Source organism: Streptomyces zaehneri (assembly GCF_032248645.1).
GTDB lineage: Bacteria > Actinomycetota > Actinomycetes > Streptomycetales > Streptomycetaceae > Streptomyces > Streptomyces coriariae.
Window position 1 is genome coordinate 116,390 of sequence record NZ_JASTTJ010000004.1, and the last position, 13,046, is coordinate 129,435.

Consider the following 13,046-nt stretch of genomic DNA (forward strand, 5'->3'; position numbering starts at 1 on the left):
GCCTAGCACCAAGGGGTCAGTTCCGTCATGCGCGTTCGCGTCGCCACCACCGCACTCGGCATCACCGCCGCCCTCCTCGCCCTGCCCGCCTGCGCCACCGACACCACCGGGGCCAAGCACCAGACCCCCTCCTTCCGTACGGGAAAGCCGGCCGACGCCGTCCAGAAGCCGACCGCGCTCTCCTCGGCCGCACTCGAGTCCCGCCTGCTCGACCCGCGCGACCTCGGCAACGGCTACCTTCCCAAGCCGGAGCGTCCGGCCCACCACGACGACGTCAGCGTCATCGGCTGCCCGGCCCTGAGCGAGCTGGGGGGCGACGCGGCGACTGGCGGCACGCTCGCCTTCCCGCACAAGGCGAAGGCGGACTTCACCTATGGCGGCAGCTCCTCGGAGATCTCCGAGGAGCTGTACAGCGACAGCGTGAAGAAGCTCTCCGACGGCATCGACCGGATCTTCGACGCCATGACCGGCTGCCCGACCTATCAGGTCGTCGCGGGCGGCACCCCAGTCGACGTGACCTCGCAGAAGTTGCCCGCACCCCACGTCGGCGGTGACGAGCAGTGGAGCCAGCTCCTGACGTTCATCGCCGGGGGACGGAGCACTGTGGTCAAGCAGACCGCGATCCGCGACGGCAACCTGCTGCTGGTCGTCTCCGGCTCCCCGGCCCTGGTCGACCGCCACCTCGACAAGGCTCTCGCCAAGGCCACGGCAACGAGCTGACCTGCGCGCACGTCACGCTGCTGCCTCCGACCACCGCAGGTCGGAGGCAGCAGTGCGTTACTGGCTGACGCGTTGAGCGGCGCGAGCGGCTTGGCCTGGTACCCAGGCCCGGACCTGGCCGGGCTGGACGTAGAGCACGTTCGGATTGTGACTGTGCGGCCCGTAGCCGCTGGAGGCGTTCACGAGCAGGTACGCGCCTGCGGGAACGTGCCAGTCCCAGAACCAGGCGTCCTGCTGCCGCCCGGTGTCGCACCAGGTCACGACAGCTTTGGAGCCACGGCGGCCGTGCTGGTAGACCCGCGTCACCTGGAGGAGTTGCCCCTGCCCGGAGCTTCGGTGCTGCTGAAATGCCTGCCACTGCGCCGCGAGGGCAGCCGTGCGCTTGCGGCGTGAACGGACCGTCAACGCGATCGTCACGGCGACGATGAGAGCGATGACCATTAAGGCGCCGGGGCTGGGGTGCATTGCCGCATCCTGCATCGTTCCATCAACGGCCGGCAATTCTTCCTGGGCATCGAAGACCGAACGGCCACTTCACCCGAGAAGCAAGAAAGTCCGGCACCCCCAACTGAGAGGGTGCCGGACTGCGATCGTCGAGAGTTGTGCACGGGACGTTAGATGGCCGGCGCGCGCAGGAGTCGCTCCTGGGTGGCCTCGGGCAGTACCCGCCGCAGGACCGGTGCGGTCGAGCTGAGGGAGGCGGCGAAGGCGGCGACGAGGTCGTGCGGGACGCTGGCGGCGAACGATGCCGCCCACAGACACGGTGCGCCGAGCGCGGGCTCGGCCCACGCCTGCCATCCGGCCAGTCCCGTCTCGTCGTCCTCGGCGGACAGGGCCCGCGGGTCGGCGTCCTGGATGAGGGGCGGGACCTCGCCGAGGCTGATGTGCGAGGTGAACGTCGGGTCCGTCGCCGCCGACTGAGGTTGGTCGATGTCGCGGAACCATCCGTGGGCGGCGACAGCATCAAGGACCAGCTCGGATCCGGCGAGCGGCACGGCAGGCTGGTCACTTGCGTCGAGCGCGATGAGGAAGTCGACCACCGCCTCGCCGGGGACGTCACGGGTGAAGTAGGCCGACCACTGGGCGAGCGGGCTGCTCGCCTCGGCTCGGGCGGAGATCTGCCAGGCGATCGGCAGCTCGCCCAGGTGGAACGGCTCGTCCGCCAGGCCCCACTGGGCCCAGCGCAGAGCGTCGGGGCTGATGTGCAGGACGGTGCTGCGCAGGACCTGGCGGTCCTCCGGTGCCTCGTCCGGCTCGTGCCGTCCGCGGACGATCGTCAGGCTCAGCCAGCCCAGGCCGGCGAGCGCGTCGGCGACGACGTCGTAGAGGCGTCCATCGTCACCGGCCAGGTGCCGGGGGCCGACCCAGAACGCGGGTTGGCCGCCGCGCGGGGTGGACGAGTCGAGCGGGAAGTCGGGGTACAGGGGCGCCTCCAAGGGCTCGGTGAGGGTCTAGTTGCCGCCGGCGCGGCGGCGGGGGCGGCGCGGGGGCGCCTGGACGGGGCCCTGCCACGTCAGCTCGATGGCGACCTCCGGCGGAAGGTGGCCGAGCTGTGCGTCCGGGTCCGGTCCTTCGGCGAGGTAGACGACGGTCTGGCCGGTCTCGTCGACCGACTGGAGGACCTGCGCCAAGCGGTGCGCCATCGGGGCGAAGGGGTTCATGGCCTGGCGGACCGGAGCACTCCGGTCGCAGCCGGACAACAGGTCGATGAGATCGCCGACGGTCATCTCCGGGGACGTCAAGGACAGCCTCCTGGGGTTCGGGGGAAACGGGGGCAGTGGAACGGGCCGGCCTTCGGTACGGCCAGCGCTCACAGGGCGGGCACTACGTGTCGGTGTCCGCGCTGTCAGAGGCGGCGTGAGGTCTCCAGCACACTCGCTACGGTGGCGGCGACGATGTCGGCCGGCGTCTCGGTATCGAACGACAGGTGGTAGCCGCGGATCTTGGCGGTTCCAGTGACAGCGATCTTCCATCCCTCGCCATCCGTGCCGGGGCGGCCGAGCGGAAACCAGCCGAGGTAGAACCGGCCGTCCTTGGAGCTGACGTGCACGTCCGCGCGATCATCGACGATCAGGTGGAAGTCCTCGGCGGAGAACTGGTCCATGACCAGGGTCGGCTGACCGGGGCCCAGCTGCCACTCCCGCGGTCGCAGGGCTTCGACGGTGGTAGAGAAACCGGGGCCCGCAGGGGCTACGGTCACGGGCAATCACCTCTCTGACCTGGGGTTTCTTGCAAGGTCGTCTACGTTGACATGCCCTCGCGCCCGTTGGCCAGTCTTTCCGCGATCTTTCCTGTCTGCCCCCGGCGAACTGTTGTCCTTTGTCATCCAATCGAGGCGATTGACAGCGAACCCAGTCGTTCCGTCTTCCTTGCCAGCGAACCTAGTTGTAGGAGATGACGTGCTGGGGGCGGTGGGTGGCCGTACTGGTCGGGGCGGATCTTGCGCCGCCTCGGACAGTCCGCCTCGCGCTGGACGCCTCACGCCCAGTCGAAGGGGAAGCCCTCCCGGGGAAGGGCCCCGCTCAGAGGCAGTCTCCCATCGGCCTAATCGACAGCATGCTCACCGACAACCTCAACGTCAGGGGCATTGGAGCAAGCTCATGGACAACCACGACTACTTGGTCTCCTACGCATCCATGCGCTACCACTTCAAGCACCAACAAGACCAGGGCGCCCACACGGAAGACGAAGCCGCCCAATCCAGCCTCAGCCGGACACCGTGACCGGGGACCACACGCCGAACCACTGCTCGGCGCCGTACTCCTCGAACCGCTCCACCTCGGTGAAACCCAGCTTTGCCGCGAGGCGCATCGAGCGGTCGTTGGCGGTCTGGGTGCAGAGCACCACCGGCTCGCCGGGAAGCGTGTCGGTGAACCAGTCGAGTGCCGCCGCGCATGCCTCGACTGCGTACCCGTGTCCCCACGCGTGCGGCAGGAACATGTAGCCGAGCTCGGCCTCTTCGGCGTCCGGGCGGAGGTGCCCCGGACGCTCCGCGTCGCGCCGGTCGAGCATGACCGTGCCGATCAACGCGCCGTCGAGCTCGATCACGAAAACGCCGGGGCGCCGACCGGGCACCTCCGGCACCGTGCGTTCAAGCTCATCGTGCGGTCGAGGGCCACCAAGGTAGGTGCGCACCTCCGGCGAGGTAAACAGCTCGATGAACGCCGCGCGGTCCCGAGCCTCGGACTCGCGGAGCAGGAGCCGATCGGTCCTTATCGGGGCAGGTGGCCAGGCGACGGGTCCTAACTCAGTCATGCCGGGCAACCTATCGCACGCCCATGGGCGTGACCCGAAACAGAAGCCCAGGCCAGAGATCCGTTCTAGGCCCTGTCATTCAACATAGTCGCCGCAGATCAGCGCTTACCTACCGATCGACTTCGTTATCGAAGGACAACGGCTGTCCTTGAACAACAAAGGTGGTCAGCAGAGGCGCTCTGACGGTTGCCCACATTCACCCTCAGTAGCCCCGGAGGTACTCGGCTATCCGTTCAAACTTGTCCGGGTCATCGCCGAGGTAGCCGATCACGGAGTTGCACCGCCGATGAAGGATGCCTCTCACGCAATCACCGCGGGATGCCTTCCCGGGGCAGCACGAGTGATCGTGGTCAATCACAACATCCTTGTCGAACTTCCCGAGGTGTTGTCCGCATACCGGGCACCGACCGCCTTGACTCAAGTGGATCTCCGAGTACCTGTCGTACGTAATGCCGTGCCTCGCCGCCCTCCTGGCGATCTCCTTCTGATCTTCGTTGCACTTGGCGCTGTCGCATACGTACGTCCACACGGTTTCGTCTCCGCTGGAGACGAATCTGCGCTCGTTCCTTCCTCCGCAGCATGCGCACTTGGGTGTGCCCTTGATCACCGACATTCCGACCTTCACGGGTCCTTTCTCCAGGCGCGCCGGCTGTTGAGCCGAGAGGTCACTCGGCTTCCGAGGCCAAGGGCGTCGAACCACCCGTCGTCTGTGCATGCGCTCGCTTGTTCCGCAGGGCAGGACCAGCAGGCAGGCTTCACGCAGCGGTTCCGTTGCCCACAGGACGTGTACGGTGCAGACGCTGAAACGCCTTAATCAGCTCGTGCTCCACCCATGAGGCGCTGTGGCCCAGTGGGTGAGCCGGATCGCGGTCGGGAGCCAGCGAATACGCGCAGAAGCCTCCTCGTGCCATCAGCCACTCGTGCGCCGGATGCCCAGCCCAGCGCTCGTGAGGGCCGTTTTTGATCCTGCCTCGATGCTGGCTGACCCGGCCCCGCACTCCACGCTGCTGCTCTGCTTTGCCGAAGTAGACGATCGAGGACTCGCCGACCGGATAGGTGATGGGCTTGTCGCCACCGGCCAGGAAGACATAGACGCCGATCTTGGTGGGGATTCCGGCTGGCCACTCCTCGATTATGTCGAACATACCGCCGAAGGGCGGCCAGCCGTAGGCCCCTAAGATCTCGGTGTTCAACTGCTGCAGTGTGGATTCAGGGTGCTCGGTCACACAGGAATCCTAGGTACGGCCACTGACAGCGAGGTTGTCTCTTGACCGTGTTCCCGCGGGCTCCGGGCCCCGCCACTGACAGATGCGCACTATCCCTGAGGTTCCCCCGCAGTGCGGGAGTGGCTGACTAGCTGGTCAGAGCGGGTTGACGTGGTTTCAGGTTCACTTGTTCGGTCGCTGCCTGGTCGGTGTAGTGCTTCTCCTCGTATTCGATCGGGCTGAGGTAGCCGAGCCGTTTCTGGATGCGGCGGGGGTTGTAGAAGCCGTCGATGTACTCGAAGAGCGCAAGGTTCGCTTCGGCCCTGGTGGCGAAGACGCGGCCGCGGATGCACTCGGTCTTGATGACCATCCACAGGTTCTCCGCCAGGGCATTGTCGAACGAGTCGCCGACCGAGCCCATGGACGCCTGGATACCGGCCCGGACCAGGCGCGTTGTCAGCTTCACGGACGTGTACTGACAGCCGTGGTCGGCGTGGTGGTCAGCGGTCTGCCCACGACTAACTTCGCTGTCGAAGGACAACTGTTGTCCGGTGACACTGAATCTTGACCGCTTGCCACTGAAGTTTGACCGCGTGGGACTCGGCGGCTTGGAGGGGAGATCGCCGAGATAAGCACAAAGGCGCCACGGAACGCCTTGAGTGCCCGGTTCAATTCGGCGGCGGGCGGCGGGTTCGCGTTCGGCGACGTGCTCGGCGACCGCAGCAACACTGGGACGGGCCTACAGGCCCCAGCCCTCAGTGTCGGTGCTTGCCGCCGGAATGCGACGGCAACAGGCAGCACGGAGCTCCAACGTACACTGCACCGTTGTGGCGATACCTGACACTTGCCCGAGCTGCGGCGAGACCGATGGCTCCTGCATCACGCTCACGCCGCTGCTCGATCGGCCCGAAGCTGTCGTCGGGTGTTTCGCTCATCTCTGGTTCGACGTCCGCAACCGTGAACCGTACGCGAACCGCGAGGAGTGGCTTGCGGCTCTTGAAAATTTCGCGCTCACGGCAGCCAGCGAGCCTGTGAAGGCAACCGAGACCCTGCGGACGCTGGAACTGCGGGAGACGGCGCAAACCATGGCCATGCCCGATGGGCTCATGGAGTACACCGGCTGTGGGGACATTGCCCTCGACATCCACGAGTACCTTGGGCCTGTCGCCACCTGCCCAGACTGCATGCAACCCCTCGGCAAGCACATCTTCGCTGCCGGAGCGGCCTACTGCTGGCAGCACTTCTCCCAGCAGTACAGGCTCATCGACTGCCCGCACCTCGACGACTTTCCCCGTGACGCTGACGTACTCAAGACCGAGATGAGCAGCCAGGCATGGGCGACCATCAAGGACCGGTTCCCCCTGGTGCCCATCCCGTACGAGGACGACGAGGAGTAGGGCGCACGGCGAGTCGAGAACTCCCTCGTGCGTTCAGCAGGCCACCGAACGTACTCGTGGCTTCAAGATTGCGCCTCCCGTCTCGAATGATCTGGCTTCCGCCTCAAGTGGTCTGGCCCGAATCGATTGTGGTCTCAGGTGACCTGGTCCGCTGTCCGTCCGTTCCACGACCGCATTCGGGCCAGGCTGAGGGGTCAGCTACGGCGTGGTCGTGCCACGAGGGGAGCGGACATGGACAGGCCCACCAGGTCGGTCCACACGGCGTCGCCGACTCCGTCGATGGCTTCCTTGGTGGCCCGCTCTTCGGTGGTGAGGACGTTGAGTTCCATCCGGAGGTCGTAGGGCAGGTAGTCGAGGGCCAGGCGGCGGCCGACATAGTCCATGACGGAACTGGCCTGCTTGATCTCTGGGTCGTTGGTGAGGCCGGCGGGCTCGAAGCGCATTCCGACGTAGTCGGTGACGAACGCCCTGAGCGGAACCCCATGCCGGAGGCCCTGGGTGATGGTCGAGGAGAAGGCGTCCATCATGCCCGCGAGCGTGGAGCCCTGCTTGGCCATACGGATCAGCACTTCGGCGGGGGCCCCGTCCTCGGTGCATGCGACGGTCAGGTACCCCTTGCCCTCGCCGACAGTGAACGACCGGGTCGTCGACTGCATGCGCCGCAGAGGATGCTGCCGGGCCGGCTCGACAGCGTGCTCCCCGCTACGCGTTCGCGTCGTGCTGTCACCGAACCGTTCGGCCATGGAATGATCCCCATCCTTAGTCGCGAATCTAGGCAGAGCGCAAACGAATACACAAGCTGTGGGCATCAAGTCGATGACGACCACAACATGTTGGGGTTACCGTAGGGGCGGGAGGCAGACGGCGCCAAACACGGCACGCCGAACGAGCCCGCCTGAAGCCACGAGGGGCACAGTGACTACAACACCCCAACTGCACGGTGGTGTTGGGGTCTGTGGGCGTGTCGGTAACCCCGGGCTTCCGGGGCGGTACCGTTGCCACGGGCTGTCTTCCGTGCTGCGGGACGCGAGCGCGTGACAGCAACGTACGTGCACGGGCTCGCCACTGGCCCGAGGGCTGTTTCGACAGGAATCAAGTCCGGATCATCATCGAAAAGGATCAGGCTGTGCAGCACGTGTTGAATCTGTGGCGTCAACAGCTCGGAGAAGTACCCGAGTCGGTCTGGCAACGCACCGAGCTGAACGTGCTGATCCTTGCGGACACCGGACTCACCGCCCTCCCGGCCGAGATCGGGAGGTTGTACCGGCTGACCACCCTGGACCTCGGCCACAACAGCCTCACGTCCGTCCCGGACGAGCTCGGCGACCTGACCGGCCTCAGCGGCTGTCTGTACCTGCACGACAACAACCTGTCCCAGCTCCCGGGCTCGCTGGGAAACCTGACGCGGCTGCGCTACCTCAACGTGGGCGAGAACGCTCTCGCCACCCTGCCCGAGGCCGTCGGCCGGATGGCCGCCCTGATCGAGCTCCGGGCACAGCACAACCGGCTGGGCACGCTGCCCGCCAGTATCGGCCGCCTCCGCAACCTCCGTGAACTCTGGCTGAGGGGCAACGTGCTGGAGAGCTTGCCGCCGTCTGCAGCCGACCTACGCGAACTACGCCACTTGGACCTGCGGGAGAACGCACTCGCCGAACTGCCGGAGATGCTGGCGGGCCTGCCCCGACTACGCCAGCTGGACGTGCGAAGCAACCGCCTCACCCGGCTGCCGGACTGGGTCGTCGACATGCCCTCACTGGAAAAGCTGGATCTGCGCTGGAACCCATGCGAGCTCGCCCCGCAAATGGTGACCACGCTGGAGCGGCGGGGATGCATCGTCCTGACGTGACTGAGCGAGGAGAAGCTCTCTGCCGGGGCTGCCAGTCGTGGCTGACGATCCAGGCGTGGTAGCAGTTCGAAACGGCAGAGCCAGACCAGACCAACTGGGACAAGCTCCGGCATGCACTCGCCCGCTACCAGATCAGCTGAGACCACCCACATCCGCAGATCTCAACCGACCTGGTCGCCGCAGGTCACAGCTCCGGGCCGGGGCCAGATCAGTTGAGACGGGACAAGTGTCGAAGGGGGGTCGGACCACCCCGTCACAGTTCCGCGGACGGCTCGGCACCCGGCGCCGGGAGCGGTCTGCGGCCGTGCCAAGGTGATCTGCATGATCCCCGCACATGTCCCCGACGAGCCGCCGCTGACCTACGCCGACAGCTTCGACATACCGGTCCTGTTCCGTAGCGGGCCCGCGAAGAAGCCACGGCGGCAGTGGCGGACGGCCAAGCACAAGGCATGGACCGGATCGGACGGATTCCCGGCCGCCGACGGCTGGTACGCGCCGACCACCACGTGGCGGGAGATCATCAAGGCCGCCACCGAAGTCGGCCGCGACGTCACCCCGCACCTGCAGAACCAGCCGCGCTACGCCCACGGGGAACTCGTCGCCCGCGTCTCCCCGCTGTACGCCTACCTCGGCGCACACCCCGTGACGCCCCGGCATCCCGTGCCGGGGGCCAAGGGCCGGCGCCTGACCTGGAATCCGGTCTATGCGCACGGCACCGAGCGCAGCGCGAAGAATGCCGCCGGCTACCGGCTGGGCATGACGATGACCGAGTGGGCCTGCCGCTCGCTGCTGGGCCTCGGCCAGACCGAGCACCTCGAACTCGGCGGACCCGTCCCTGCTCTGTATGACACGTTCAAGGATCCGAAGAAGAAGCTGCCCGACCTGTGGGGGCTCCACGAGACGGAGGAGCTTTACTGGCTGATCGAGGCCAAGGGCGGCGACGTGGGGCTCAGGAGACTCCGCGAGGGGTGGGCGCAGCTGGCGGCCGGCAGCAAGGCTCTCGGCGCGTACGGGGACCGCACCGTCCTGGTCGGGGCGTCCGTACGGCCTGACGATGACCTCTTCCTCACGATCGACCACGACCTGCACCCCGGCCAGGCGCCGCTCGCACCTGCCGAATCTGATGCCGACGACGAGGCAGCGGGCCTAGGCAACCTGGAGGATCGCCTCGGCGACAGCGACGACGCGCTCATCGGTGCCGCCCGCGCCCAGATGCTGGCCTACCTGGCACTGCGTTCGGCTCCCGCCTCGCAGTTGCGCACCGTACCCGTTGCCGCCGACCGCGCTTCCCGCCGCCGGCGCTCCGGGCTGACCACGCCCCTGGAAGACGACAGCCTTACTCTCGCCATGCGGGCCGACGCCCGCGGAGCAGCGACCGGCACAGAACAGCACGCTTTGCTCGTCGGAATCCGTTCCGTGGGCCTTGACGATTTCCTGAGCTGCCGCATCCCCGGCACGGAGGTCCACCTCGGCATGTCCCGGAAGCTGTTCGCCGCCTGTGAGCGCCTCCACGAGGAGGACCTCGCCATCGCCCGGCGCACCCCGGGACTGCGCGCCGAGGACCAGCCGCCCGCCGACCTGGACCTCAGCGACGAAGCCCAGGAAGAACAGCGACTCACCCAGCGGCGCATCTTCCGCGAACAGCAAGAAGAAGCCCGCCCACGGCTGCGGCCCCTACTCCGCGACGCCTACGAGCGAGGTGCAGCGAGCAACTGGAGCGACCTTCTCCGTCGTCCCCAGGAGCCGGAACTCGACCTGGAGGGCGACGAGAGCCTCCTCGAAGCAGCGACGCCGGAAACCTACCTGGCCGTCAGCCGCTACGACCTGCCCCCCGCACGCGCCTAGCTTTCCTCGCGCGACGACCGTGGCGAGGAGTTACCTCGTCTTTGCGACCTTCAGCGATAGTTGGCCAGAGACGCCCCCTGGTGAGCGGTCGGTGCTCAACGGTGGTCGGCCATTTCCCTCAGGGATAGTTGGCCATCGCGGCGTCAGCGAAGGAACTCACGGGCGCCGCGGAGCCTGGTCCGCGACCGCTCCTGCGTTGCGCCGCTGTCGAAGCGTACGTCCAGTCGGCCCCGCTGTTTGATGCGTTGACCACGACCGACGGGGCCACGTCGGCGATCACCCGGGCGACACACGCAGGGGCCCGGACGTCGAGCCGATGCCCGGCGACACCTGAGGCCCCGCCGGGCCGGGATGCAAACGTCACGGAGCTCGCGGGCGCCCAGATGCGGGCCCGCCACATGGCACGGGCAGCCGGACTGACTTCTCATGCAGCGCGCCTCCTGTCGACTGGCGCTGCTTACAGCGTGATTATCGCAACTGCCGCCATCCCGACAGCCGCAGAGCCCCAACGGAAGACCTCCTTGGCAGCCCGCACCCGGGTCGAGTCGGTCGCGAGCGGGGCCATCTCGTCGTAGAACTGGCGCGCGCCTGTGGCGGCCTTTCCCACACCAGGAAGCGCGTAGATCCCACCCGAGGGCCCGGTCTTCTTGGCCAGTGCAGCGGCCTCGGAGCAGTCGTCGTAGTTGTCCATCTCCATGCCCATCATCTCCAACAAGTGGTCGGCGTTGTTGCCAGTAGTTGGAGGTTATGACAGCTCTGACGGGGTGCGCAACAAATTCCAACTAGTCAATAGTTGGGGTAGCCTTGCGGCGTGGATGACGGTGATAGGCAGCTGGAGACCCACATTGGCGAGCCGTCGCCGTTTGTGGACATGGTCGTAGGGCCCGGAGAAGCGGACAACAGCCGCTTCGGTGGGCTCCTGGAGCGCCTGCGCTGGAAGGCCGGGTTGTCCCGCGCCGATGCGGCGGCCAAGCTCGGGTTCTCTTCCGAGTACCTACGCCTCATCGAGGTCGGTAAGCGCACACCCGCCCTCGGACAGATGCGAAATCTACTGAGTGTCTACGGTGCGGTTGGTGCGGTGGAAGAAATCTCACCAGATGGCTACCGGCAGGACTTGATCGTCTTTGACCCGCTCGATGGCGACGACGGCGATCCGGTCGTCGTCGAGTTCACGAGCAGGATCCGCGAAGCACGACGAAGCGCACTCGGCGGCCTTCCGGACGACGACGAGGACTCGCGGCAGACGGCCCACGAGCGCCCGACCGCAAGCCGGGCTGCCGAACTCGGCATGGTGGTCTCCCTCCTGGCCCGAGCGGACGACGCCACTTTGCGCAAGGTTCACAAGCTCCTTGAGGAACGGGTCGACTGAGAGGGCATTGTGTCCGGTTTTCGCTCCACGGGTGTTTGCGGTGGGGTTCGACGGATCCCAATGGCAACATCTGGCCTGCACGTGGCACAGGACAACTGAACCTCATGTCGACTGTGACCTTCAGCGATAGTTGGCCAGCTCGTGCACCGCAGCGCAGGTGCTTCGGCGGTGCAGGGCGGCCACATTCCAGCGCTCCAGCGTGTCGGCCTGCGGGATAACCCAGAGTTCGTCGTCGTAGGAGATGCGCAGGTGCAGCCCGGAGAGATCGCCGGGGAGCGAAGAGGGGTCGATCACTGCGGCAACGTAACGAGGCCCGCGCGCGTTCGTGGACGACAGAGCCCCCGGATTCCAGGCTGTGGAATCCGGGGGCTCGGAGTCGTGGAGGGCGGGTCAGCTCTGCGTGCGGCTGCGGCGTGCCAGGAGGAGAGCGCCTCCGCCTGCTGCGATCAGCACGGCCGCGCCACCGATCAGCCACGGAGTGGCGTCGGCTCCGGTGTGGGCGAGGGAGCCCGTCGGCGTTTTCTGCGTGGACTCCTTGACCGAGGTCGCGGCGACGGGTGAGGAGTCGGGCTCCGGTGTGTCGCTGCCCGAGGCGGAGGGCGTGGCACGTGCGGTACCGCTGTTCGGCTTGCCCGGACTGGACGGGGAGTCGGTGGGCCTGTGCGTCGGCTTACTGGAGGGGGCAGGCTTCGGGTCGGTGGCCGTCTTGGCGTTGGTGACGGTCACCGTCACCGGGGCGCCGGGACCTGCGGTAAACGTCTTCATCGGCTTGTAGAAGTCGTAGCCGGCAGGAGCCTTGATCTCCTTGACCCAGAACTGCGTCCTGCGGCTCGACACGGGTAGTTCTCCGGAGGCGGCGCCCTTGGTGCCGGTAGTCAGGGTGAGCAGCGTGGAGGTGCCGGTGCCGATGTTCACGGTCGCGCCGGGCAGGAGCTTTCCGGACTTGTCGTCCTTGGCCTGCAGGAGGACCTTGGCGGACTTGAACGGGTCGGTGATCGTCAGCCGTGTGGTCGCGCTCGGGGTGACGATGACGTCCTGATCGCTGACAACCTCGTGGAGCGGGCTGCCGGAAGCCGTCTGCTTGAGCCGGTAGACGCCCGGCGCGAGGTCGGGGAAGATCAGCCTCCCCTGGACGTCGCTCTGTCCGCGTGCGGCTTCCTGGCCGGCGGAGTCGAGCAGCAGGAACGCGGCGCCGGGCAAGACGTCTCCGGCCGTGTCCTTCGTAGTGATCTCGACGCTGCCCGCGTCCGAAGCCGGTGTCGCGGCGGGAGCGGCGGAGGCCGAGGGGGTCGGTTCGGAGGGCTCGGCACTCGCGGCCGGCGCCCAGCTCAGGGTGCCGGCCGCGACAGCGAGGGCAGCAGCGGATCGGACGAGACATGCGTGCACGGGGAAGAGGACTCCTTGATCGG

At 67.1% G+C, this 13,046-nt stretch carries 17 protein-coding genes; 5 read left to right on the forward strand and 12 right to left on the reverse strand.

The features are described 5' to 3' along the window. Nucleotides 1-27 precede the first annotated feature (27 nt). Nucleotides 28-720, forward strand: coding sequence for a hypothetical protein (locus QQM72_RS08890; RefSeq protein WP_314220246.1), 693 nt, complete (start codon nt 28-30; stop codon nt 718-720). Nucleotides 721-777: 57 nt separating this feature from the next. On the opposite strand, the gene QQM72_RS08895 is transcribed toward QQM72_RS08890, so the two are convergent. The 8 genes from QQM72_RS08895 to QQM72_RS08930 form a co-directional block, all read right to left on the reverse strand. Then, nucleotides 778-1,185: a hypothetical protein gene (locus QQM72_RS08895; protein ID WP_314220247.1), complete on the reverse strand. Its 408-nt coding sequence runs from the start codon at nt 1,183-1,185 to the stop codon at nt 778-780. 149 nt (nt 1,186-1,334) lie between these two features. Next, nucleotides 1,335-2,156, reverse strand: a complete 822-nt coding sequence (locus QQM72_RS08900) for a DUF317 domain-containing protein (protein ID WP_314220248.1) — start codon at nt 2,154-2,156, stop codon at nt 1,335-1,337. A gap of 15 nt (nt 2,157-2,171) precedes the next feature. After that, a complete protein-coding gene (locus QQM72_RS08905; protein ID WP_107454353.1) occupies nt 2,172-2,462 on the reverse strand; it encodes a hypothetical protein in 291 nt (96 codons plus the stop codon). A 104-nt stretch (nt 2,463-2,566) separates the two neighbouring features. Beyond that, the gene (locus QQM72_RS08910) at nt 2,567-2,920 is read right to left on the reverse strand and encodes a DUF317 domain-containing protein (RefSeq protein WP_314220249.1); all 354 of its coding nucleotides are present in this window, start codon (nt 2,918-2,920) and stop codon (nt 2,567-2,569) included. Nucleotides 2,921-3,426: 506 nt separating this feature from the next. Further along, on the reverse strand, nt 3,427-3,975 hold the full coding sequence (locus QQM72_RS08915; protein ID WP_314220250.1) for a GNAT family N-acetyltransferase: 549 nt from the start codon (nt 3,973-3,975) through the stop codon (nt 3,427-3,429). A 202-nt stretch (nt 3,976-4,177) separates the two neighbouring features. Continuing rightward, nucleotides 4,178-4,600 carry an endonuclease VII domain-containing protein gene (locus tag QQM72_RS08920; protein ID WP_314220251.1) on the reverse strand — a complete coding sequence of 141 codons (423 nt, stop codon included), beginning with the start codon at nt 4,598-4,600 and terminating at the stop codon, nt 4,178-4,180. Between the two features lie 130 nt (nt 4,601-4,730). Beyond that, nucleotides 4,731-5,201, reverse strand: coding sequence for a hypothetical protein (locus QQM72_RS08925; protein WP_314220252.1), 471 nt, complete (start codon nt 5,199-5,201; stop codon nt 4,731-4,733). 127 nt (nt 5,202-5,328) lie between these two features. Beyond that, nucleotides 5,329-5,646, reverse strand: a complete 318-nt coding sequence (locus tag QQM72_RS08930; protein ID WP_314220253.1) for an IS3 family transposase — start codon at nt 5,644-5,646, stop codon at nt 5,329-5,331. A gap of 361 nt (nt 5,647-6,007) precedes the next feature. Between QQM72_RS08930 and QQM72_RS08935 the strand changes: the two genes are divergently transcribed. Continuing rightward, nucleotides 6,008-6,577 (forward strand): hypothetical protein, encoded by a 570-nt coding sequence (locus QQM72_RS08935; RefSeq protein ID WP_314220254.1) that lies wholly within the window; start codon nt 6,008-6,010, stop codon nt 6,575-6,577. A gap of 194 nt (nt 6,578-6,771) precedes the next feature. Here QQM72_RS08935 and QQM72_RS08940 read toward each other — a convergent pair whose 3' ends face one another. Continuing rightward, entirely contained in the window at nt 6,772-7,233 is a 462-nt protein-coding gene (locus QQM72_RS08940) for a TSCPD domain-containing protein (RefSeq protein ID WP_314220255.1), read from the reverse strand. A gap of 470 nt (nt 7,234-7,703) precedes the next feature. Here QQM72_RS08940 and QQM72_RS08945 point away from each other — a divergent pair, with 470 nt between their 5' ends. After that, nucleotides 7,704-8,423 (forward strand): leucine-rich repeat domain-containing protein, encoded by a 720-nt coding sequence (locus QQM72_RS08945; protein ID WP_314220256.1) that lies wholly within the window; start codon nt 7,704-7,706, stop codon nt 8,421-8,423. A 321-nt stretch (nt 8,424-8,744) separates the two neighbouring features. Continuing rightward, nucleotides 8,745-10,268, forward strand: a complete 1,524-nt coding sequence (locus QQM72_RS08950) for a gamma-glutamyltransferase (protein ID WP_314220257.1) — start codon at nt 8,745-8,747, stop codon at nt 10,266-10,268. A gap of 457 nt (nt 10,269-10,725) precedes the next feature. Here the strand turns inward: QQM72_RS08950 and QQM72_RS08955 are convergent, their stop codons facing one another. After that, nucleotides 10,726-10,965: a hypothetical protein gene (locus tag QQM72_RS08955; protein WP_146046172.1), complete on the reverse strand. Its 240-nt coding sequence runs from the start codon at nt 10,963-10,965 to the stop codon at nt 10,726-10,728. A gap of 114 nt (nt 10,966-11,079) precedes the next feature. Here QQM72_RS08955 and QQM72_RS08960 point away from each other — a divergent pair, with 114 nt between their 5' ends. Next, nucleotides 11,080-11,637 (forward strand): helix-turn-helix domain-containing protein, encoded by a 558-nt coding sequence (locus QQM72_RS08960; protein WP_102908859.1) that lies wholly within the window; start codon nt 11,080-11,082, stop codon nt 11,635-11,637. A 120-nt stretch (nt 11,638-11,757) separates the two neighbouring features. On the opposite strand, the gene QQM72_RS08965 is transcribed toward QQM72_RS08960, so the two are convergent. Both QQM72_RS08965 and QQM72_RS08970 read right to left on the reverse strand, forming a co-directional pair. Continuing rightward, nucleotides 11,758-11,931 carry a hypothetical protein gene (locus QQM72_RS08965; RefSeq protein WP_314220258.1) on the reverse strand — a complete coding sequence of 58 codons (174 nt, stop codon included), beginning with the start codon at nt 11,929-11,931 and terminating at the stop codon, nt 11,758-11,760. Between the two features lie 96 nt (nt 11,932-12,027). Further along, nucleotides 12,028-13,023 (reverse strand): SpaA isopeptide-forming pilin-related protein, encoded by a 996-nt coding sequence (locus QQM72_RS08970; RefSeq protein WP_314220259.1) that lies wholly within the window; start codon nt 13,021-13,023, stop codon nt 12,028-12,030. Nucleotides 13,024-13,046: the final 23 nt, after the last annotated feature.